17 protein-coding genes are annotated in these 22,073 nt (G+C 72.2%); 12 read left to right on the forward strand and 5 right to left on the reverse strand.

The genetic code is table 11. From position 1 onward, the window contains the following. The first annotated feature begins 89 nt into the window (after positions 1-89). The 3 genes from ACSMXR_RS30455 (at position 90) to ACSMXR_RS30465 (ending at position 6,614) form a co-directional block, all read left to right on the forward strand. Positions 90-1,550 (forward strand): NCS2 family permease, encoded by a 1,461-nt coding sequence (locus tag ACSMXR_RS30455; protein ID WP_137234081.1) that lies wholly within the window; start codon positions 90-92, stop codon positions 1,548-1,550. Positions 1,551-1,591: 41 nt separating this feature from the next. Next, on the forward strand, positions 1,592-2,734 hold the full coding sequence (locus ACSMXR_RS30460; RefSeq protein WP_137234080.1) for an XdhC family protein: 1,143 nt from the start codon (positions 1,592-1,594) through the stop codon (positions 2,732-2,734). Positions 2,735-2,948: 214 nt separating this feature from the next. Continuing rightward, complete coding sequence (locus tag ACSMXR_RS30465; RefSeq protein ID WP_473172465.1) at positions 2,949-6,614, forward strand: S8 family serine peptidase; 3,666 nt, start codon at positions 2,949-2,951, stop codon at positions 6,612-6,614. A gap of 68 nt (positions 6,615-6,682) precedes the next feature. Here the strand turns inward: ACSMXR_RS30465 and ACSMXR_RS30470 are convergent, their stop codons facing one another. Continuing rightward, positions 6,683-7,549, reverse strand: a complete 867-nt coding sequence (locus ACSMXR_RS30470; protein WP_473170345.1) for a DUF3626 domain-containing protein — start codon at positions 7,547-7,549, stop codon at positions 6,683-6,685. A 74-nt stretch (positions 7,550-7,623) separates the two neighbouring features. On the opposite strand from ACSMXR_RS30470, the gene ACSMXR_RS30475 reads away from it, so the two are divergent. Beyond that, positions 7,624-8,295 (forward strand): hypothetical protein, encoded by a 672-nt coding sequence (locus tag ACSMXR_RS30475; RefSeq protein ID WP_381793525.1) that lies wholly within the window; start codon positions 7,624-7,626, stop codon positions 8,293-8,295. 93 nt (positions 8,296-8,388) lie between these two features. Here ACSMXR_RS30475 and ACSMXR_RS30480 read toward each other — a convergent pair whose 3' ends face one another. From ACSMXR_RS30480 to ACSMXR_RS30490, 3 genes are all read right to left on the reverse strand, one after another. Next, positions 8,389-9,942, reverse strand: coding sequence for a peptidoglycan-binding protein (locus ACSMXR_RS30480; protein ID WP_473170346.1), 1,554 nt, complete (start codon positions 9,940-9,942; stop codon positions 8,389-8,391). 234 nt (positions 9,943-10,176) lie between these two features. Next, positions 10,177-10,908 carry a nitroreductase family protein gene (locus tag ACSMXR_RS30485; RefSeq protein WP_137234075.1) on the reverse strand — a complete coding sequence of 244 codons (732 nt, stop codon included), beginning with the start codon at positions 10,906-10,908 and terminating at the stop codon, positions 10,177-10,179. Positions 10,909-10,964: 56 nt separating this feature from the next. After that, entirely contained in the window at positions 10,965-11,423 is a 459-nt protein-coding gene (locus tag ACSMXR_RS30490) for a nitroreductase family deazaflavin-dependent oxidoreductase (RefSeq protein ID WP_137234074.1), read from the reverse strand. Between the two features lie 249 nt (positions 11,424-11,672). On the opposite strand from ACSMXR_RS30490, the gene ACSMXR_RS30495 reads away from it, so the two are divergent. From ACSMXR_RS30495 to ACSMXR_RS30505, 3 genes are read left to right on the forward strand one after another with little or no spacing between them, the layout of a single operon-like run. Next, entirely contained in the window at positions 11,673-11,906 is a 234-nt protein-coding gene (locus ACSMXR_RS30495; protein WP_030083945.1) for an acyl carrier protein, read from the forward strand. After that, on the forward strand, positions 11,903-13,168 hold the full coding sequence (locus ACSMXR_RS30500) for a beta-ketoacyl-[acyl-carrier-protein] synthase family protein (RefSeq protein ID WP_381793520.1): 1,266 nt from the start codon (positions 11,903-11,905) through the stop codon (positions 13,166-13,168). The genes ACSMXR_RS30495 and ACSMXR_RS30500 overlap by 4 nt, the downstream gene beginning before the upstream one ends. 22 nt (positions 13,169-13,190) lie before the next feature. After that, positions 13,191-14,090 (forward strand): alpha/beta fold hydrolase, encoded by a 900-nt coding sequence (locus tag ACSMXR_RS30505; RefSeq protein ID WP_473170347.1) that lies wholly within the window; start codon positions 13,191-13,193, stop codon positions 14,088-14,090. 30 nt (positions 14,091-14,120) lie between these two features. On the opposite strand, the gene ACSMXR_RS30510 is transcribed toward ACSMXR_RS30505, so the two are convergent. Then, entirely contained in the window at positions 14,121-16,538 is a 2,418-nt protein-coding gene (locus tag ACSMXR_RS30510; RefSeq protein WP_473170348.1) for an endonuclease/exonuclease/phosphatase family protein, read from the reverse strand. Between the two features lie 530 nt (positions 16,539-17,068). On the opposite strand from ACSMXR_RS30510, the gene ACSMXR_RS30515 reads away from it, so the two are divergent. The 5 genes from ACSMXR_RS30515 (at position 17,069) to ACSMXR_RS30535 (ending at position 21,958) form a co-directional block, all read left to right on the forward strand. Then, positions 17,069-18,373 carry an ROK family transcriptional regulator gene (locus tag ACSMXR_RS30515; protein WP_381909323.1) on the forward strand — a complete coding sequence of 435 codons (1,305 nt, stop codon included), beginning with the start codon at positions 17,069-17,071 and terminating at the stop codon, positions 18,371-18,373. A gap of 368 nt (positions 18,374-18,741) precedes the next feature. Further along, complete coding sequence (locus ACSMXR_RS30520) at positions 18,742-19,245, forward strand: flavin reductase family protein (protein WP_218524258.1); 504 nt, start codon at positions 18,742-18,744, stop codon at positions 19,243-19,245. An 18-nt stretch (positions 19,246-19,263) separates the two neighbouring features. Further along, complete coding sequence (locus ACSMXR_RS30525) at positions 19,264-20,346, forward strand: ABC transporter substrate-binding protein (RefSeq protein ID WP_137234068.1); 1,083 nt, start codon at positions 19,264-19,266, stop codon at positions 20,344-20,346. Further along, the gene (locus tag ACSMXR_RS30530; RefSeq protein WP_137234067.1) at positions 20,343-21,233 is read left to right on the forward strand and encodes an ABC transporter permease; all 891 of its coding nucleotides are present in this window, start codon (positions 20,343-20,345) and stop codon (positions 21,231-21,233) included. The genes ACSMXR_RS30525 and ACSMXR_RS30530 overlap by 4 nt, the downstream gene beginning before the upstream one ends. Next, complete coding sequence (locus ACSMXR_RS30535) at positions 21,209-21,958, forward strand: ABC transporter ATP-binding protein (protein WP_364882644.1); 750 nt, start codon at positions 21,209-21,211, stop codon at positions 21,956-21,958. The genes ACSMXR_RS30530 and ACSMXR_RS30535 overlap by 25 nt, the downstream gene beginning before the upstream one ends. Positions 21,959-22,073 lie beyond the last annotated feature (115 nt).

The raw sequence follows: 22,073 nt of genomic DNA on the forward strand, positions 1-22,073 counted from the left end.
CCGGGTCGTGCAGCCGACGCAGTCATCCCAAATCCCGCATTCAGGAATCTCCAAGCGGGTGCCCCTGTGAACCTTGGGAGTCAGGCATCATGACCCAGCAGTCAGTGGAACCGAAGACCAGTCCGGAAGGTGCGGGCCCCGGCTCGCGCATCCCCGCCGGAAGATCATGGCTCGACCGGTACTTCCACATATCCGAACGAGGATCCTCGGTCGCGCGCGAGGTGCGCGGCGGCGTCACGACCTTCATGGCCATGGCGTACATCCTCCTGCTCAACCCGCTGATCCTGGGCGGGGAGGACGTCAACGGCAACCTCCTCAGCCAGCCCGGCCTGATCACCGCCACCGCCCTCGCGGCCGCCGCGACGACCCTCCTCATGGGCTTCGTCGGCAAGGTGCCCCTGGCGCTCGCCGCCGGACTCAGCGTCTCCGGTGTGCTCGCCTCGCAGGTCGCGCCCAACATGACCTGGCCGCAGGCCATGGGCATGTGTGTGATCTACGGTGTGGTGATCTGTCTCCTGGTGGTCACCGGCCTCCGCGAGATGATCATGAACGCGATTCCGCTCGCGCTCAAGCACGGCATCACCATGGGCATCGGGCTCTTCATCGCCTTCATCGGCCTCTTCAAGGCCGGGTTCGTCCACAAGGGCGCCGGCGCGACCCCCGTGTCGCTCGGCCCGGCCGGTGAACTGGCCGGCTGGCCCGTCCTGATCTTCAGCGTGACCCTGCTCCTCATCTTCATGCTCCAGGCGCGCAACATCCCCGGCGCGATCCTCATCGGCATCGTCGTCGGCACCCTGATCGCGATCGTCATCAACGCGATCGTCGACATCGACCCCAAGTCGTGGAGCAGCGGCCCGCCGGAGCTGGAGGGCAGCGCGGTCTCCACACCCGACTTCTCGCTCTTCGGGAACGTCGAGTTCGGCGGCTGGGGCGACGTCGGCGTGATGACGGTCGGCATGATCGTCTTCACCCTGGTGCTGGCCGGCTTCTTCGACGCGATGGCCACCATCATCGGCGTCGGCACCGAGGCCAAGCTCGCCGACGACAAGGGCCGCATGCCCGGCCTGTCCAAGGCGCTGTTCATCGACGGCGCCGGCGGTGTCATCGGCGGTGTCGCCTCGGGCTCCGGCCAGACGGTCTTCGTCGAATCGGCCACCGGCGTCGGCGAAGGAGCCCGGACCGGGCTCGCCTCCGCCGTCACCGGCCTCTTCTTCGCCGCCTGCCTCTTCTTCACCCCGCTCACCGCGATCGTGCCGACCGAGGTGGCCTCCGCCGCCCTCGTCGTCATCGGCGCGATGATGATGCAGAACGCCCGGCACGTGGACTGGGGCGACCGCTCGGTCGCCATCCCGGTCTTCCTGACCGTGGTCCTGATGCCCTTCACCTACACCATCACCACCGGTGTCGCCGCGGGTGTCATCGCGTACAGCGCCATCAAGCTCGCCCAGGGCCGGGCCCGCGAGGTCGGGGCCTTCATGTGGGGGCTGACGGTGATCTTCATCGTCTTCTTCGCCCTCAACCCGATCGAGAGCTGGCTGGGCGTCCACTGACGCACCCGAGCCCCCTCCCCTTCAGCCTAAGGAGACACGCCATGCTGGACATCGCCGAAGAGCTGCACCGGTGGGTCTCGCAGGGACGCGAGTTCGCCGTCGCCACCGTGGTGGCGGTCGGCGGCAGCGCGCCCCGGCAGCCCGGCGCCGCCCTCGCGGTCGACCGCGACGGCACGGCCATCGGCTCGGTGTCCGGCGGATGCGTGGAGGGGGCCGTATACGAGCTGTGCCAACAGGCCATGGAGGACGGACGCCCCGTCCGCGAGCGGTTCGGCTACAGCGACGAGGACGCCTTCGCGGTCGGCCTGACCTGCGGCGGCGTCATCGACATCCTGGTGACACCGGTACGGGCGGACGACCCCGCCCGCCCGGTGTTCGCCGCAGCGCTCGCGGCCGCCGCGGAGGGGTCGGCGGCCGCGCTGGCACGGATCACGGACGGGCCCGAGGAACTGCTCGGACTCCCGCTCCTGGTCCGCGCCGACGGCAGTTACGAGGGTGGGCTCGGCGGCCACCCGGCGCTCGACCGGACCGCCGCCGCCGAGACCCGCGCCCTGCTCGACGCGGGCCGCACCGGGCCGCTCGCCATCGGCGCGGAGGGCTCGCGCTGCGGCCGGCCCATCGAGCTCCTGGTCGAGTCCAGCGTGCCGCCGCCCCGCATGATCGTGTTCGGCGCCATCGACTTCGCCGCCGCGCTCGTGCGGGCCGGGAAGTTCCTCGGCTACCGGGTCACCGTCTGCGACGCCCGACCCGTTTTCGCCACCGCGGCCCGCTTCCCCGAGGCCGACGAGATCGTCGTCGACTGGCCGCACCGCTATCTCGCCGGCACCACCACCGACGCCCGTACCGTGCTCTGCGTCCTCACCCACGACGCCAAGTTCGACGTACCGCTCCTGGAGGCCGCCCTGCGCCTCCCGGTCGCCTACGTCGGCGCGATGGGCTCGCGCCGCACCCACCTGGAGCGCAACGACCGGCTCCGCGAGGTCGGCCTCACCGACCGCGAACTGGCCCGGCTGCACTCGCCGATCGGCCTCGACCTCGGCGCCCGTACGCCGGAGGAGACGGCCCTGTCCATCGCCGCCGAGATCGTCGCGGTCCGGCGCGGCGGCAGCGGCGTACCGCTCACCGGGGCCCACACGCCCATCCACCACGACAGCAGCGGACAGCCGCTCGCCTCGGTGGCCTGAGGTGGCCTGAAACGCCCGTCAACACCCCGTCCACCTCGGGCGGGTTACCGCCACGGCGGTTTCCCGCCCGCCCCGAACGCAGCGATCACCCCGGATTTACCGGTAGATCAGCTGCATGACTTCTTCCCCCTCCTCCGTTTCCGGCCGGGCGAGATCCGCTCGCCCAGGACGCAGAGCCCTGCTCCTGGCGACCTCGGCGGCCCTCCTGGGCGGCATGCTGGTCCCCTTCGCCGGTGCGGGCCCCGCCGGCGCGGCCCCGCTGCCGGGCGCCGACGCCCCGCGCTCCGCCCCGCGCACCGAGAGCCACACCGTCACCCTGGTCACCGGCGACGTCGTGCGGTACGTCGACGGCCCCGGCGACCAGGACACCGTCACCGTGGACCGCCCCGACGGCGCGAGCGGCGGCGTCCGCGTCCAGCAGGCGGGCGACGACGTGTACGTCCTGCCCGACGAGGCCACCACGCTGATCGCGGCGGGCACCCTGGACCGCCGGCTCTTCAACGTCTCGGCCCTGGTCAGGATGGGGTACGACGACGAGGGCAGCGGCGCCATCCCGGTCATCGCCACCTATCCGCCCGCGCGCGCCAAGGTCCTGCCCGCCGCCCCGCGCGGCGCGAAGAAGGTCCGCACCCTCGCCTCGATCCACGGGGCCGCGCTCACCGCCGACAAGGACGATGCACGCACGTTCTGGGACGCCATCACCCGTACCCCGAGCGCCCGTTCGCTCGACGGCGGGATCGCGAAGCTCTGGCTGGACGGGCGCTCCGAGGCGCTGCTCAGCGATTCGGTGCCGCAGGTCAACGCCCCGCAGGCGTGGGCCGACGGCTTCGACGGCAAGGGCGCCAAGGTCGCCGTCCTGGACACCGGCATCGACGCCGACCACCCGGACGTCAAGGACCGCCTCGTCGGCTCCCGCAGCTTCGTCCCGGGCGAGGAGGTCGACGACAAGCACGGCCACGGCACCCACGTCGCCTCCACCATCGCCGGATCCGGCGCCGCGTCCGACGGCGCGAACAAGGGCGTCGCCCCGGCCGCCGACCTGCTCGTCGGCAAGGTCCTGAGCGACGAGGGCTCCGGCGCGGACTCCGGGATCATCGAGGCCATGGAGTGGGCGAAGGCCGAAGGGGCCGACATCGTCTCCATGAGCCTCGGCTCCCCGGTGCCCGACGACGGCACCGACCCGATGTCCCAGGCCGTCAACTCCCTCTCGGCCGACGGCGGTCCGCTGTTCGTGATCGCGGCCGGCAACGCGTACGGGGCGGGCACGATCGGCTCGCCCGGCTCGGCGGAGCAGGCGCTCACCATCGCCGCCGTCGACAAGCAGGACGGCCGCGCCGACTTCTCCTCCATGGGCCCGCTCGTCCGCTCCCACGGACTGAAGCCCGACCTCTCGGCCCCCGGCGTCGACATCAACGCCGCCGCCTCGCAGTCCGTGCCCGGCACCGAGGGCATGTACCGCTCGATGTCCGGTACGTCGATGGCCACGCCCCATGTCGCGGGCGCGGCCGCCATCCTGAAGCAGCGTCACCCCGACTGGACCGGTCAGCGCATCAAGGACGCGCTGATGACCTCGTCCAAGAGGCTCGACGCGTACACCCCGTACGAGCAGGGCACCGGCCGGCTCGATGTGAAGGCGGCGATCGACACCACGATCGAGGCCCCCGGCTCGGTCGAGGTCGCCTCCTACGCCTGGCCGCACAGCCCGTCCGACGAGGTCGCCGAGCGCACCATCACCTACCGCAACACGGGTGACGCGGACGTGACGCTGAACCTGGCCACCGACACGGACGAGGCCGCCTACACGCTCTCCACCGGACAGCTGACCGTCCCGGCGGGCGGCACCGCCGAGGCGGTCCTGTCCCTGGACCCGGCGAAGGTCGCCAACGACACGACCTTCTCCGGCCAGGTCGTCGCCACCGACGCGGCGGGCACGACGGTCGCGCACACCGGCTTCGCGCTCACCAAGGAGAAGGAGCTGCACGACCTGACGCTGAAGCTCCGCGACCGGTCGGGCAAGCCGGTGGACGGCCTGGTCGTCCTCGGCGAGCTGGGCGATCCGCAGCTCGGCCTCGTCCAGGTCAGCGGCGGCGGGACCACGCTGCGGCTGCCGCCGGGCAACTACACCGCCTGGGCCTCCGTGGACATCGACGGCGACCGCCCCGACTCCAAGGCCGTCGCGTTCCTCGCGGCCCCCGAGACGATCCTCACCGGCTCCACCACCGTCACCCTCGACGCCTCCAAGGCCCGCAAGGTGAGCGTGCGCACCCCGAAGGAGACCGAGACCCGCCAGCTCCGCTACGACATGGCACGCACCGCCCCGGACGGCACCGTCCAGCGCGACGCGTACCAGATACCCCTCACCTACGACCAGTTGTGGGCGAGCCCCACCAAGAAGGTCACCCAGGGCAGCTTCAGCTTCCTGACCCGCTGGCGGCAGGGCGAGAAGCTGATCGACGTCGAGGCCGACGGCCGTGACGTACCGGTCTTCGTCCAGGGCGGCGCGGCGACCGCCGAGGACCGTCGGCAGAAGCTGAACGCGGTGTACGCGGGCAAGGGCGCGCCGGCGGACTACCGGGGCGTGAACGCGCGCGGCAAGGCCGTCGTGATCACCCGCAGCGCCGACGTCACCCCCGCCGAACGCCTGGCGGCCGCACTGGACGCCGGAGCCGAGGCGCTGTTCGTCGTCAACGACGGACGCGGTGTGGCGATGGAGAGCTACACCCCGTACGGCGAGCAGACCACCATCCCGGTCGCCTCCGTCCAGGCCTCCGCGGGCGAGACGCTGATCCGGGCGGCCCAGCGCGGCAAGAAGGTCCAGGTCGACCAGAAGAGGTTCGCGGACTACCTGTACGACCTGGTGGACCGCCACGACGGCACGATCCCGGACCGCTCGCTGGCCTTCGCCCCCTCGGCCCGGCAGCTGGCGAAGGTGGAGAACACCTTCTACGGCCACAAGAAGACGCTCGGCGGCGGCTACCGCTACGACATCCCGGACTACGGTCCCGGCCTCGGCTTCGAGGAGTACGAGCAGTTCCCCGACGTCCGCACCGAGTGGGTCAACCCGCTGCCGGGCGACTCGTTCTGGTACGAGAACCACTCGGTCCTCAACGCCGAACAGTCCGACCGGGCACACGAGATGCGCAGCACCGAGCTGGACTACCGGGCGGGCAAGGACTACCGCGCCGAGTGGTTCGCCCCGGTGACCCGGCCGCGTCTGGGCACCGCCTACTGGGGCCCGTTCCGCACGGTCTACGACGACCTCCAGTTCAACATCACCCCGTGGACGGACGCGGGCGCGGGCCACTCCGGCTCGATGCCGGAGAACGAGTACGACACCACTTCGTACGCCTTCTACCAGGGCGACAAGGAGCTCAAGAAGGGCGCGGGCCGGGCCGGTTACATCGGTGACCTCTCCACCGAGAAGCTGCCCTACCGCCTGGTCATCGACTCGCGGCGGGACGCGGAGACCTGGAAGACGTCGACCCGTACCCACTCCGAGTGGGGCTTCGTCTCCGGTGCGCTGACGGAGGGCGGCCCGTTCCAGGCCGACATCCCGATGCTCCAGCTGGACTACGCCGTCGACACCGACCTGGCGGGCGACGTCCGGGCCGGCCGTACGACGGAGGTCGGCCTCTCTTCCGGCACCCAGGAATGGCTGCCGGGCGCGGTGAAGGCGAACAAGGCGTCACTGTCGGTCAGTTACGACGACGGCAAGCACTGGACCGAGGTGGACCTCCGGAAGAAGAAGAGCGGCGAGTGGACCGCGAAGTTCCGCACCCCGTCGAAGGGCGCGGCCTCGGTCTCGCTCAAGGCGCACGCGGAGGGCCCCGGCGGGCTCGTCGTCGACCAGGAGATCATCCGGGCCTTCGGCCTGAAGTGACCTGCTGACGCGACCTGTTGACGCGTCCTGGGCCCGCACTCTCCCCGGAGGGTGCGGGCCCTTCCCCGTCAGCCCCCGGCCGGAAGGCTCGCCGCCGTCCGCCCGAACCGGGCCAGCAGATGCCAGACCTTCTTCAGGTCCTGCTCCGCATGGCCCCCGGCACGTGCCGCGTCGCCGATGATCCGGGCGTCCAGATACCCGTCGACCGCGAGGGCCGCGCCGAGTTCGACGTACTCCGGCCCCCGGAAGCCGGGCCGGCGGCGCAGCTCGTCGACGCCGAGCCGGAACCCCTCGTGCCACTCGACCGGGCACGGCAGCCGCCCGGCCGCGGCCTCCACCGCCGTGCCCCGGAACGCCGGGTCGAGCACGAGCGCCTCCACATCGCTCTCCAGCCGGACCGGGGCGTGGATCTGCGCCTCGATGTAGTCGTCCAGGGCGTCACGGCGGTCCGCCGCCGCCAGCTCGACCAGCCCCGACATCCGGGCCGCGACCCCGAAGTGCTCGGGCTCGGCCGCGCTGTCCGGGTAGCAGAAGGTGGCCGAGCCGAGGACGTCCGCCGTCAGCCGGAAGTGCGCCGAACCGAACCGGGGCGCGGCGCCGAAGGAGGCGCGCCGCACGTCCAGCGCCCCGTAGACGGGCCGTTCGGCGGGGCCGGCCCGGTCGTACGCGCCGCCGAAGATCCGGCTCTCCCAGCGCCACCGGTCACCGCCGGGGCGGGCGGTGAGCCCGCCGTTGCTGGTGCCGGTCACGAACTGGGAGACGTACAGACCGTCCTTGCCCAGCCGTTCCAGGATCGGCCGCCCCGCCACCGTACGGTCGGGGTGGAAGTTCAGGGTGACGCGCAGTCCGGCGTCCAGCGGAGCGCCCGAGGACAGCGCGGCGACATGTTCCAGCGCACGCAGACGGGGCGGGGCGAGAGGGTGTTCGGCGTCCATCGGGACAGTCTGCCCGGACCGCTCATGGGGGTGCGCGTGCGGAGTGCCGTCCTCCGGTGCGGTTGGATGAGCGTATGAGCGTTCACGACGTGGCCCGCAGGCTGCCGGGCATATCCGTCCTCACCGATCTCTGCCGTTCGTTGGCGATGCTCGACGCGATCCTCTGCCCGGAGTGGGACAGCCGCTGGCACGCCTTCGACGCGCGGTGGTCGCCCACGGAGCAGATGGCCTCGATGCGGGACGGGTCGGGCGGGGAGTACTCCGTGGTCCTCTCCGCCGACGGGGCGTACGTACGGGGCTTCGACCACGAGTCGCCGATGAGCCCGTACGTGGAGGACGGCCCCTGGCCCGGGGTGCTCGACGAGGTGCCCGCGGTGTTCCGCCGTTACGTGGAAGAGCCGTCGTTCAGCGACGAGTTCGGTCTGCCGGTGGTCACCGCCTGCCTCTGGCGCGAGAGCGGCGACGACCGCTGGCGGGCGGGCAGTATCGAGTTCCCGGAGGACGGCGAGGACTCCGACGGCGCGGACTGGCTCTTCCAGCTGCTGGTCACGGGCACCCCCGAGTCGTACCAGGAGTGGGCCGAGGACTACTTCGACGTCCCCGTCGACCTCGACGCCGTACGGCATGTCTACGCGCTGCGGCCGCTTACCGACGAGGTGATCACCGCACTCAACCCCGAGCGGGTGCCCGCCGAACTGGCCGAGGACATCAAGGAGATCGGCTATCCGGCCGGCGCGGGGGAGTAGCGGCGGGGCATCCGGGGCGCGTGGCCCGGATGCGGGCGACCGGGGCCCCGGGCGGTCTCTCCGTACGGTGGAGAGTCCCGCCCGGGTCCGGGCTCACTTTCCGCTCTGCAGGGCCTTCCAGGTGGCCGGGCCCACCTCGCCGTCGACCTCCAGACCGCGGGTGTCCTGGTAGCTGCGTACCGCGGTGAGCGTGGCCGGGCCGAAGCTGCCGTCGGCGTTGACGGTGGTGCCGAGCGCCGCCGTCAGGGCCCGCTGGAGCCGCTTCACCGGCTCGCCCGAGCTGCCCTGCTTCAGCACCGGGGTCGAGCCGGCCGACAGCAGGGCCGTCCAGGTCTTCGGGCCGACGATCCCGTCGGCGCCGAGCGAACGGTCCTGCTGGAACGCCTGCACGGCGCTCTTCGTGGCGGCGCCGAACTGGCCGTCCACCGTGCCCGGCTGGTACTTCTGCGCGGTGAGCAGCGTCTGGACGGCGGAGACCTGCGGGCCCGAGGAGCCGGACTGCTGGGTCGAGTACACGGGGAAGGTCAGGCCGTCACCGCCGCTGCCGGGGTCGCCGTCGATCAGCTCCATGTAGTGGTTCCAGTCCCAGTTGGGGCCGGGGTCGGTGTGCGTGGCGCCGGGCGCCTCGCTGTGCCCGATGATGTGCGACCGGTTCTTCGGGATGGAGTACCGCGCCGCGAGGTGCTTGGTCAGAGCGGCCGAGGAACGGTACATGGCCTCCGTGTACCAGGCCGGGTTGTCGACGTAGCCCTCGTGCTCGATGCCCACGGACGAGGAGTTGACGCTGCCGGCGTGCCAGGCGGTGTCCTTCTCCCGCACCGACTGCGTGACCTCGCCGTCCGACGAGCGGATCGTGTAGTGCGCGCTGACCTTCGACTCCGGGTTCTGGTACCAGCTGATGGAGCCGGCGTAGGAGCCCTGGGTGGTGTGGATGATCACCTTGTCGACGGTGGCCTTGCGGTCGACGACGTAGTTCCCGGAGTACGCGGGCACCCAGCGGGCCGAGGGGTAGTCCTCGCTCTGGACGTAGACGTCGGAGGCCGACAGCTCGCCCTTGTCCGGGTCGACCGGCCGGGCGGGCACGAGGACCTCCTCGCCGCCGGGCACCTCCGCGGTCACGCCCTCGGCGAGGAAGGTGAACACGGTGTCCGCGTAGAGCGCGGCGGCCTGGCCCTCGGCGGCGCTGTAGCGGGCCACCGCCTGGTACCAGGAGTCGACGTCCCGGCGCTCGGCGGCGTCCAGGCCGAGCGCGTCGGCGTGGTCGCGCAGGACGGCCGCGCCGCCGAGGATGTTGGCCGTGGTGTCCCGGCGCAGCCGGGCGGCGCTCTCGCCGGTCAGCTCGGAGGCCTTCTCCAGCGAGCGGTTGACGGGGTTGCTCGCCAGGTGCATCACGCCGTAGCCGTTCGCCTGGCTGGGCTCTCCGCCGTGACCGTTCAGCCGGGACTCGCCGTAGCCGACGGCGGCCAGCAGATCGCGCGGTACGTCGTACGCGTGCGCCGCTTCGGCGAAGGCGCGGTTCACCGGGTCGGCCGTGTCCGCGTGCGCGGCGGCGTTCGAGGGCTGCCCGGTCGCGAGGAGGGCCGTGGCGGTGAGGACGGCCAGGGCGCAGACGCGGGCCCGGGTGCGGGCGGCGGTGCGTGGGGGCATGGGGGCTCCTGCTCCGTGGGAGGAAGTAAAAAGCCCTCGGGCCCGGGTGGGCCAGAGGGATGCCGAACCCGGCCAGGCTATCGATGTGAGTGGGACATGACAAAGGGGTGAATGGCCGATCCGGCTGGCAACATCCTGCAAATTCACGGGAGTTACCCGGACCGCTGAGCCTGTCGGGTGACATCGAGCGTCACCCGACAGGGGTGTCGGTACCGGTTGACGCGGGCTCTGCCGCTACCAGCGGTCGCGGTGGATGACATCCGCGACCGGGCGGCGCCGCACGGGCCCGAAGTTGCCCGCGGGCCACCCCACCGGAACGGCGGCGAACGTCGCCATGTCCTCCGGGATGCCCAGCTCCTTCTTCCACTCCTGCTCCAGCATCAGATGCCAGATGGTGATGTTCGCGGCGAGCCCCAGCCCCCGGGCCGCGAGCAGCAGGTTCTGCACCCCCGGATAGACGCAGGAGCCCTCGGCCAGCGCCTGGAAACGGGTCTGCGTGGTCATCATGTGCTCCGTGCCCGCCGGGCCGAGCGCCCGCGCCGAGGCGGCGAGACCCTCCTCGTCCAGCCGCGGCTCGGGGAACCGGTAGCACGGCACGATCAGCACCGGGGTGTCGGCGAAGTGGTCGCGCTGATACTCGATCGCCGCGACCATCCGGCCGTACGCCGCCTCGTCCATGCCCTCGGGCGCGTACTTCCCGGTCGTCGCCAGATACGCGTCCACGCACCGCTTCCACAGCGGGGCGAGCCGCGCCATCACCTCGCGGTCGGTCACCACCACGTACTCGTAACACTGCATGTTGCCGCCGCTGGGACCCCAGACGGCGGCCTGTATCAGCTGCTCGACCGTCTCCTCGGGCACCGCGTCGGGCTTGAGGCGGCGCATGGCGCGCATCGTGGACATGGTGTCGAAGAGAGCGGGGCCGCCGAGGGCGGACGGGTCGGCCTGAACCGTTTCCATAGTCATGATCGCGGAGTTTACGGTTCCGGACGACGCGTCATAAGGGCTCCCCGCCCGCCGGTTCAGCTCCGCGTCAGCCGCACCACCGGGATGTCCCGCTCGGTGCCCGCCTGATACTGCGCGTAGCGCGGGAACAGCTCCACCAGACCCGGCCAGACCCGCGCCTTCTCCTCGGCCGGCAGCGTCGCCGCGACCGCCCCGAACCGCTCGGTGTTCACCCGCAGTTCGACGTCCGGGTTGGCCTGGAGGTTCAGATACCACAGCGGCGGCCGGTCCGAGCCGCCGTTGGACGCCACGATCAGATAGTCCTCGCCGTCCCGCCCGTACATCAGCACCGTGCGCCGCACCGTCCCGCTGCGCCGCCCCACGTAATCCATCAGCAGACACGGCACCCCGAGCTGTGTGGTGCCCTTCGTGCCGCCGGAGGACTCGTAGAGCTCGGCCTGCCGGGCGACCCAGTCGGCGGGGCTCGGCGCGACCTCCGGGGTGCCGTCGCGATCGCCGTCCTGCTCGGCCGTCATGGGGTTCTCCTTCTCTCGTGCGCTCCCGTACGGGCTCCGCCCCCATCCTGGCACCCCACCCGCGCCGCACCCCGGATTCGTACACCTGGACACCCCTCCCACCGCACGGGGGAACGCGGACCGGGAACCCGTCCGCGAAGGCGTATAAAGGGTCCTTCCGGAGCAGCCGGCGTCCCCCGATGGCCCCTCCCCCCACCTCCCCTCACCACGCGGCCGACGTCACCGCGTCACCGAGCCCAGGAGAGCCGAATGAGCACGTCGGAAGAGATCAGCACGCTGCTGGTGACGAAGTTCGGAACCGACCCCGGGGCGATCGGCCCCGATGTCCCGCTGCACCGGCTGCGGCTGGACTCCCTCGCGCTGGAGGAGCTGCGGCTGCTCATCGAGGACCGGCTGGACGTGGATCTGGAGGACGTCGCGCTCACCTCGCGCGACACCGTCGGCCGCCTCGTCGAGGCCGTCCACGGAAAGGTCACCGCATGAGCGCGGCGACCGCACGGCCCTACCGGCGGGCGCCGCTCGCCCCGTTCGCCGCCGCCGTCACCGGCGTCGGCCTGGTCACCTCCGCCGGTACGGGCGTGGACGCCGCCTGGCACGGCGTCACCGAGGGCCTCGCGCCGGCCGCCGCACCCCGGCCCGAACTGGCCGGCCTGCCCTGCGACTTCTTCTACTCCGTCACCGACTGCGACCCGGGCGCCGTCCTCGGGGTGGCCGCCCAGCGGCTGATGGACCGTTTCGCCCAGCTCGCCGTCATCGCCGCCCGCGAGGCCGTCGCCGACGCCGGGCTCGACCCGTCCGTCTGGGACAGCGGCCGGGTCGGCGTGGTCATCGGCTCCGCCCACGGCGGACTGCCCTTCTACGACGAACAGGCCGCCGCCCTCGCCGGACGCGGCCCCCGCCGGGTCTCCCCGAAGCTCGCCCCGCTCTGCGTCGTCAACGGCGCGGCCAGCAGCGTCAGCCTGGACCTCGGCGTCCACGGACCCAGCCAGGCCGTCTCCACCGCCTGCTCCTCCGGCACCGTCGCCATCGGCACCGCCCACCAGATGCTCCGCTCCGGAGCCTGCGACATCGTCGTCGCGGGCGGCGCCGAGTCCACCTGCACCCGCCTCCTGATCGCCAGCGCCTGCAGCCTCAAGGCCGTCTCCACCCGCCGCGAGGACCCCGCGGCCGCCTGCCGCCCCTTCGACACCCACCGCGACGGCTTCGTCGTCGGCGAGGGCGCCGGACTCGTGGTCCTGGAACACCCGGAGCACGCCCGCGCCCGGGGCGCAGCCGTCCGCGCCCTGGTGAGCGGTTACGGAGCCTCCAGCGACGCCCACTCCGCCGTCGCCCCGGACCCCGAAGGCCGCGGCATCGAACGGGCGTTGCGCACCGCGCTCGCCGACGCGGGCCTCGCCCCGGCCGATGTCGGGCACGTCAACGCGCACGGCACCTCGACACTCTCCAACGACCTGATCGAGGCCACCATGCTCCGCCGGGTCCTCGGCGAGCACCCCCTGGTGACCTCCACCAAGGCGATGACCGGGCACACCCTCGGCGCGGCCGGCGGCATCGAGACCGCGCTCACCGTCCTCGCCCTCCAGCACCAGCTGGTCCCGCCCACCGTCAACCTGGACGCGCCCGATCCGCTGATCCCGGTCGACGTGGTGGCCAAGGAGGCCCGCGCCGCCTCCTTCGACTGCGCCGTCAAGACCTCGCTCGGCTTCGGCGGCCACAACGCGGCACTCGTCCTCACCAGGGCCTGAGCGGAAGGGAACGCAGGAGCACATGCCCGAGGAGATCATCCGGAACCTGTCGGTCGACGGAGTGCGCTACAGCTACCGCGTCCTGCCGCACTCCCGCCCCGGCGGCGTCCCCGCCACCGAACCGACGCTCATTCTCGGCGGCGCGCTCCAGGGCATGTTCGGCTGGCCCCAGATGGACGACCACCTGGGCCCGGCCGCCGATGTGGTCACCGCCGACCTGCCGGGCATGGGCAGCGCCGACCCGCTCCCGCCGGGCCCCAGCGCCGATCTGCTGCGCCGGGCCGTCCTCTCCGTCGCGGACGACCTCGGCGCCCCCCGGCTCAACGTCTTCGGCTTCTCCTACGGCACCGCCATCGCCTTCGGCTTCGCCCGCCGCCACCCGGAGCGGGTGGCACGTCTGGCACTCGGCGGCGTCCCGGTCCACATCGACGCGGCCCAGGTCGCCTGCTGGGAGCGGGCCCGGCAGCAGCTGGCCGCGGGCGACCGCGAGGGGTTCGCCGCCACGGCGGCCGACGCGCTGATGTGCCTGGACCCCGAACGGCACGTCCATCGCAGGGAGTTGGCCCGCCGCTATGTGCGGCGCTCGTTCCTGCACGCGCTCACCCACTCGCCGCACGCGGCGGACTCCCTCTACCGGGCGCTGGCCGACCGGCCCGACTTCTCCGGCGGACTCACCGGCGTACCGGCGCTGGTCTTCGCCGGGGAGCACGACACGGTCACCTCGCCCGCACGGCAGCGGGAGTTCGCCGCGACGATCGAGGGCAGCCGGTTCCTGACGATCGGGGAGTCCGACCACTGGGTGGTGCTGGAGCGGGCCGAGGAAGTGGCCTCGCTGGTCTCCCGGTTCTTCACCGGACGCGAGCCGGTGGCCGGCGCGGTCACCCTGCCGCGCCAGGCGGGCGCCCCGGTGGGGCGGACCTGAACCTCCGGTCCGCCCCACCGGGTCACGGCCTCAGTGTCCGTGGCCGTGCGAACCCTCGGCCTTGATCCGGACCACCTGCGGGTCGTGGTCGCTCGCCTGGTCGGCGAACTCGGCGTTGATATGCACCACGTCGTAGTCGGGGCGGCGGATGCCGGGGCTCGTCAGGATGTGGTCCAGCGTCTGCGAGTTGCCGTCGAAGACATAGCTGTACCGCTCGGACGCGGGCAGCGTCGTGATCAGCGGCTTGAGCGCCTTGCCCTGGGTCAGCGCCTTCATCGTCGGGGAGAACTCGAAGTCGTTGAAGTCCCCGAGCGCGACGACCTTGGCCGACCTGTCCGCCTTCAGCAGCGCGGTGACGAAGGTGTTGACCTCGGCGGCCTGCTGGATCCGCTTCGTCTCCGAGGAGCGCGTCGGCTCCTGGTACCGGCCGTGCAGCGGCTGGTCGCCGCCCTTGGACGCGAAGTGGTTGCCGATGACGAAGACCGGCTTGCCCCGGAAGACGAACTCGCCCACCAACGGCTTGCGGCTGTCCGCCCACGCCGCGCTCGGCGGGTTGATCCGGCCGGGCGAGGCGGAGAGCCGGACGCCCTTCCCCGCCTTCACGGCCTCCACCGCCGTGGTGGGGTCCCCGCCCGGACGGTCGGTGAAGGAGACCCGCTTGGGGTTGTAGAGGAAGACGTTACGGATGTTGCCGCCGGGCTCGCCGCCGTCCTTGTTGTTCTCGGGGGCGATGTACCGCCAGGCGTAACGCGGCCCGCCCTGCGCGACGATCGCGTCCGTGAACCGCTTCAGCGTCGCCTCGGAGCCCACCGTGCCGTCGTTGACCGCACCGTTGTCGTCCTGGATCTCCTCCAGCGAGACGATGTCGGGGGAGGAGAGGTTGACCGCGACGCCCGCGGCGAGCGTGTCGAACTTGGCCTGGTCGTCGCTCGCGTCGAGGTTCTCCACGTTGTACGTGGCGACCGCCAGCTCGTCCTTCTTCTGCTTGCGGGTCACCTCGCGCCGCAGCTTCTTGTCGACGACCGTGCCCAGCTCGGTGGCCTGCACGTTGTAGCCGCCGTACGACGCGTAGTCGAGCACACCGGTCGTGCGGCCCTTGAGGACGTCGCCGACGTTGGCCGTCGGCACCGGCTGCGCCGGGTCCAGCGACATCACCTTGAGCCGGCCGGTGTTCTGGTCCTGGTACGAGGCGTAGAGCGTGCCGCCGCGCCGGGTCGGGTTCTCCTTCGGCTTGACGGTCACCCAGATCTCGTCGTACGCGGTCGTCGCCCCGGTCACCCGGGTGTCGGCGATCCGGACCCGGGAGCCCTCCAGCGCCTCGTACAGGTCCAGGGCGTAGCGCTTCGGGTTCAGGGGCAGCGCGTCGATCGCCCCGCCGTCCGCCGAGGGCACGTAGCGGCCGGGCACCGAGCGGGCGTCGAGGACGACCGGGGCGGGCAGCGCGTTGCCGGAGGAGAGGACGGTGGTGCGCGGTGCGGTGATCTGGGTGAGCGACTGGGTGCCGGTGCCCGGGTAGTACTCGGCGACCTTGCCGCTGACCAGGACCGCGTCGCCGACCTGCACGGCCGGGGCGGCGGAGCCGGTGTAGACGAACAGGCCCTCGCTCGTGCGCGGGTCGTTGTCGGGCGCGGTGTCCTGGATCCAGAAGCCGCGCGAGCCGCTGGTGCGCACGCCGGTGACGACGCCCGGGACGCCGTCGACCGTCGAGCCGTCGAGCGGGGAGACGCGGGTGGTGCCCTGGATGTCGTGGATCCGTACGTCGCCGGGCTCGGTGGGGCCGGGCTCCTCGGGCTCCTGGCCGCCGCCGGACGTCTCGCCCTTCGTGTTGACCGGGGTCGGGGCGCCCGCGGTGAGGTCGGCCGCGTTGTCGTCGGTGTCGGCGAGCGAGGCGGCCCGCGCCACGGACGCGGTGGCCGAGGCGCCGGGGACCGGGCCGCTGCCCTCCCGGACGACCGCGGAGCCGTAGCCGACCAGATCGACGATCCGGGTGTCCGCCGCGCAGTCCGCCGCCGACTTGCAGGTGAGCGGGGCCGTCCCGGAGACCAGGGCGACGGTGCCGCTGCCCGCCGCCATCGCGACCGTGCCGGTGGCGTCGGCGGTGGGCAGCGCGACCGTTCCGCCGGTGCCCGCGGCCTGGGCGACCAGATAGCGGCCGCCGGGCGCGATCGACCCGGTCAGCTCGGAGACCTGCCACTGCGAACCGGCCGACGGGCTGCCCGGCAGGTACTGGACGCTGAGACCGCCGACCTCGAAGGGCGCGGAGCCGGCGTTGGCCAGCTCGACGAAGTCCCGGGTCAGCGTCGCGCCGGAGTTGCCCCCGCCGCCGTACACCTCGGAGATGACGGCGGTGGCGGACGGGGCCGCCTGGGCGGCGGGCAGGGCGGTCACCGCGAGCGCGACGGCGACGGCGCCGGTCAGCAGGACGGAACCGGATCTGTATATCTGCACGGGAGGTGCCCCCAACTGAACTGAGTAGTAGGGGCAAAAGCTATGCGCGTAGAACAAGGCATGACAAGGCATCATCGGTTAATTCCCGGCATCATCCGGATGGAGGACAGGTCTCACCGCCCCGCACCGATCGCCGCACCCCCGCTTCGCGCGCCCGCCATACGCCTGTCACATGCGGCAACGGACGGGCAACACGCCCTGCTGAGACGGCCGTCCACCATACGGTCAACGGTTTGACCGGGTTACGCCGTTCCGATTAGGTTGCGCGCCATGCAGCGATCCGCACACCTGACGACGCGAGGTCATGTCGACCTGAAGCGCGTGTGCTCCGCGGCGTGTCACCGGGCCTGAACGCACCCGCCCCGTCGCGACCGCCGCCGGAGACCTTCCGGCGTGCGCACCCCGGGGCACACCGTTCCACGGTAGAAGCCGCACCCTCTCCGGCCCGACGCCGGCGGGTTTCGGCCCGAGGCTCCGTACGGACGCCTTCCCGCACGGCCCGCTGCCATCGAGGACCTGTGAAGACACCTGTGAAGCGTCCGCCCGTGCCCGCCCGCCGCCCCGCCCCGCTGCGCCGCTCGGACATCCCGGCCGCCGCGCCCGCCCGCCGCGTCTCCGGCACCGGCTCCGTGCTGAGCGCCATCCTCGACCACGGGCCCGTCGCCCGGTCCACCGTCGCCCGGCTCACCGGCCTCTCCCCGGCGGCGGTCACCGGCCATGTCGGGCAGTTGCTGGCACGCGGCCTCGTCCGTGAGGGCGCGGAGACCGCCGGACCCAAAGGGCTCGGCCGCCCGCACATACCCGTCGAGATCGACACCGGCCGCTATCTGGTCGCCGGGGCCCATGTCGCCGTCGCGCACTCCACCGTCGCGCTGATGGACCTGCGCGGCCGGATCGTCGCCGAGGACCGGCAGCCGCACGCGATCGGCGCGATGGGCCCGTACGCCACCGTCCCCGGCGGCTCCCCGCGCGGCCTGGCCAGCGGCCCGGCCCTGCTGCGCGACCTCGCCGACCGGCTGCCCCGGCTCGTCGAGGCGTACGGCGCCGGGCGGACCGTCCTCGCCCTCGGCTTCGCCACCGGCCACCGGGTGGACCCCGCCGCCGGAGTCGTCGTCGAGCATCCGCACCTGGGCTGGCACAACGTCCCGGTGCGCGAGATCCTCGAAGCCGCCACCGGCCTCCCGGTCCATGTGGACAGCCACTCCCGGGCGTTGGCCCGCGCCGAGCAGCTGTTCGGCGAGGCGTCGACCCGGGCCAGCACCGTCCTGCTCTTCGTCGGGGCCGTGGTGGACGCGGCGTTCGCCAGCTCCGGAACCATGCATCTGGGCCCCCGCTCCGGTGCGGGCAGCGTGGCCCATCTGCCGCTGGGGGCAGGCGGATCGGGCGGGGCCGAGCCCTGTTCGTGCGGGCGCACCGGCTGCCTCCAGTCGGAGGTCTCCGAGCGGGCCATGGTGCGGCGCGCCGCCGAACAGGGCCTGTACGTCGGCTCGTTCACCGAACTGCTCGACGGCGCCCTGGCCGGCGACCCGCGGGCGCTGGCGCTCTTCCGCCGCCGGGCCCTGCTCGTCGGCCGGGCGGCCGCCCTGCTGCTGGACATGTTCGACCCGGAGGTCCTCGTGGTCGTCGAACCGGGAGCGGGCCGGATCCCGGAGTGCCTGGCGGACCTGCGGGCGGAGGTGGCGCGGCGCTCCTGGGTCTGCGACGACCCCGAACGGGCCGTGGTGCCCAGCAGCTTCACCGGATCGGTGCTGGCCACGGCGGGCGGCGCGGTGGCGCTCGGCGCGCTGTACACCGACCCGCTGGGGCCCTGGCCGGCGCTGCCCGCGGTGTCCTGACCACGCGGGACGGCCCCCGTCCGCGGCCGGTGCGGAACCCGACTTAATTCAGAAAGTTGCATTGTTGACCGGCCCGACAGCGCCACAGGACAATGGATTCATGACCAGCCGACAGCGTATTCAGCAGAGCGTGCCCCGCACGGCTCGCCGCTGTCGCACGGCTGCGCCGGTGAGGGTTTTCTCCCGGCCCTGTCGTTGTCGCCGCTGTCCGGGTTCCCGATAAACCCAGCAGACTTCCGGGCGTAAGGGCAAGAGGACGATACCCGCGGGATGTTCACCTTCCGGCCGGGTGATCCGCGCTGTCCTCCCGTGCCTCCGTGCATTCGTGCGCCCGTTTCCCGTATTCCCCTCCTTCCACTCCGGGAGAGATGTTGACCGTCACCGTGCCCTCCTATGCCCCCGCCTACGCCCCCGACCGTTTCAAGCAGGTGTTCCGCCGCTATCCGGCGGGCGTGGTCGTCGTCACCGCCGACTCCGGCCGCGGGCCCGTCGGGTTCACCGCCACCTCGCTCACCTCGCTGTCCCTGGACCCGCCGCTGGTCTCGTACGGCATCGGCACCACGACTTCCTCCTGGCCGCATGTCGAGGTGGCGTCCTCCACCGTCGTCAACTTCCTCGGCGCCGACCAGGAGTCGCTCGCCCGCACCTTCGCCACCAGCGGCATCGACCGGTTCGCCGCCCCCACCGCCTGGCGGCGGCTGCCGGAGGGCGAGCCGGTGCTCGACGGGGTGGCCGGCTGGCTGCGCCTGGAGACCGAACAGATCGTGCCCGCCGGCGACCACCGGATCGTCATCGCCCGGGTCACCGAATCCTGGCTCGACGAGGGCCGGGCCCCGCTGCTGTTCCACGACGGCGCCTACCACTCCCTCTGAGACCCAGGAATGCACCCCATGTCACGTCACCGGACCGATGAATCCGCCACCACCACGAGAACCGTGGGCCGCAGATCCTTTCTCGCCCTCGCCACCGGAACGGTTCTCGGCCTCGCCGCCTGCTCTCCGCAGACAAAGAACGCGGCCAGTTCCGAACCCGCCGGGAAACTTCCCTCGGGCGCCCCTCCGGCGGGTACGAAACTGACCGTCGCGGTCCGCCAGACCCGGCTCCAGCTCGAACCCGCCGGTCTCAAGAAGGACCTCGCCTTCACCGTTTCTGAATGGCCGAACCTGAGCGCAGGCCCGGATATCATCCAGGGATTCCGGGCCGAATCCATCGACCTCGCCTCGAACGCCGGAATTCCGCCGATCCAGGCCAAGGCCATCGGCGTCGACACGAAGATCGTCGCCGTCCAGGTGCGCCCGCTGCCCCTCTACACCTTCGCCACCGCGCCCGGCTCGGACATCGCCTCGGCCGAGGACTTCCGCGGCAAGAAGATCGGCTTCTCCCAGGGCCAGGCCCAGGGCGTCGTCGTCCTGCGCGCCCTGAAGGCGGCCGGACTGAAGAACAGCGACGTCGAACTCGTCGCCCTGCCCAGCACCCAGTTCCTCACCGCCCTGCAGTCCAAGCAGGTCGACGTGGCGCCGCTCGGCGAACCGACCCTCACCAAGTACCTCGACCAGTACGGCAAGGACGGCGCCACCGGCCTCAAGACCGATGTGGTGGATCTGCTCACCGTCCTGTGGGCCCCGGTCGCGGTGCTCGACGACCCGGCGAAGGCCGCCGCCGTCCGCAACTTCGTCCCGCTGTGGGCCAAGGGTCTCGTCTGGGCCTGGGAGCACCAGGACGAGTGGATCGACACGTACTACGTGAAGGACCAGGGCGTCTCCGTCGCCGACGGCAAGCGCATCGTCTCCTCCCTGAACAAGCCCCAGTTCCCGCTCAGTTGGGACAAGGCGATCCAGTGGGAGCAGGAGACCGCCGACCTGATGGCCGAGGGCGGCTTCGTACCGAAGCAGGACGTCGCCGACCTGTTCGACCGCCGCTTCGAGCGCCTGGCGGCCGAGTCCGTTCCCGCCGAGTACCGGGAGACCTCATGACCGACCTGCTGCCCACCGCCCGCACCGGCGGGCCCACCGTCCTCACCAAGGGCGCGGCCCCACCGGCGGACCCGCACCCGGACACCGGCCCCACCGTCGCCCGTGGCACCCGCCGACGGCTCGGCCCCGGCCGGCCCCTCCCCTTCGGCCGGCTCATCGGCCCCGTCCTGCTCATCGCCCTGTGGTGGGCCGCCTCCGCCTCCGGCTATCTGGACCCGCGCATCCTGTCCGGGCCCGGCAGCGTGATCTCCACCGCCTCCGACCTGGTGGCCACCGGGCGCCTCCAGGACAACGTCCTCATCTCCCTGCAACGCGCCGGGCTCGGCCTGTTCTTCGGCGTCACCAGCGGAGTGGTGCTCGCGGTCGCCGCCGGACTGAGCCGTAGTGGCGAGTATCTGATCGACGGACCGCTCCAGATCAAGCGGGCCATCCCCTCGCTCGCCATGCTGCCCCTGCTGATCCTCTGGCTCGGCATCGGCGAGGAGATGAAGGTGACCGTCATCGCCCTCGGCGTCGCGGTCAGCATGTACATCAACACCTTCGCCTTCCTGACCTCCATCGACAGCCGGTACGTGGAGCTCGCCGAGGGCCTCGACCTCAGCCGCGCCCAGTTCGTCCGCAAGGTCGTCGTCCCCGGCTCGCTGCCCGGCTTCTTCGTCGGCCTGCGCCTCGGCGTCACCTCGTCCTGGCTCGGACTGATCGTCGTCGAGCAGATCAACGCCACCAGCGGCATCGGCTACATGATGTTCCAGGCCCAGCTGTACGCCCAGTCCGACGTGATCATCGTGGGCCTGGTGGCCTACGGGATCTTCGGCTTCGCCTCGGACGCGGCCGTACGCGCCATCGAGAGGAGGGCCCTGTCATGGCGACGCACCCTGGCGGGCTGATCACCGAGGTCCACCCCGCGGTCCGGACGAAACGGCTGGTACGGAGGTTCGGCGACCGGGTCGTCCTCAAGGAGATCGACCTGGACATCGCGCCGGGGGAGTTCACCGCCCTCCTCGGCCGCAGCGGCTCGGGCAAGTCCACCCTGCTGCGGGCCGTCGCCCGGCTGGACCACACGGTCGAGGGCTCCGGCGAACTCACCGTCCCGGAACGGGTGTCGCTCTCCTTCCAGGACTCCCGGCTGCTGCCCTGGCTCCGCGTCCTGGACAACGTGATCCTCGGGCTGCGCGGCCCCGCCGCCCGCGAGCGCGGGCTGACCGCCCTGGAGGAGGTGGGCCTGGCCGGCCGCGACCGCTCCTGGCCGCACGAGCTCTCCGGCGGCGAACAGCAGCGCGCCGCACTCGCTCGCGCCCTGGTCCGGGAGCCCGAACTCCTGCTGGCCGACGAGCCGTTCGGGGCGCTCGACGCCCTGACCCGGATCAAGATGCACGGACTGCTGCGCGAGCTGTACGAGCGCCACCGCCCCGCGGTGCTCCTGGTCACCCATGACGTGGACGAGGCCGTGGAGCTCGCCGACCGGGTGCTGGTCCTGGAGGACGGCCTGGTCTCCGTCGACCTCGCCATCGACCTGCCCACCCCGCGCTCCCGCCGCGACGCCCGCTTCCAGGAGTACCGCGACGCCCTGCTCACCGCCCTGGGCGTCGAGCAGCCGGCCCCGTCCGCCTGACCCGTACGCGTCCGGGATCGCCCGCCCGCCCCGTACGCCCAGACCCGCATCGGCCCACCGCAGCGGCGCGCGACCGCCCACTCACCTCACCCGTACGGGAACACCTCCCGCACCC

This window comes from Streptomyces sp. DSM 106670, from assembly GCF_055792845.1.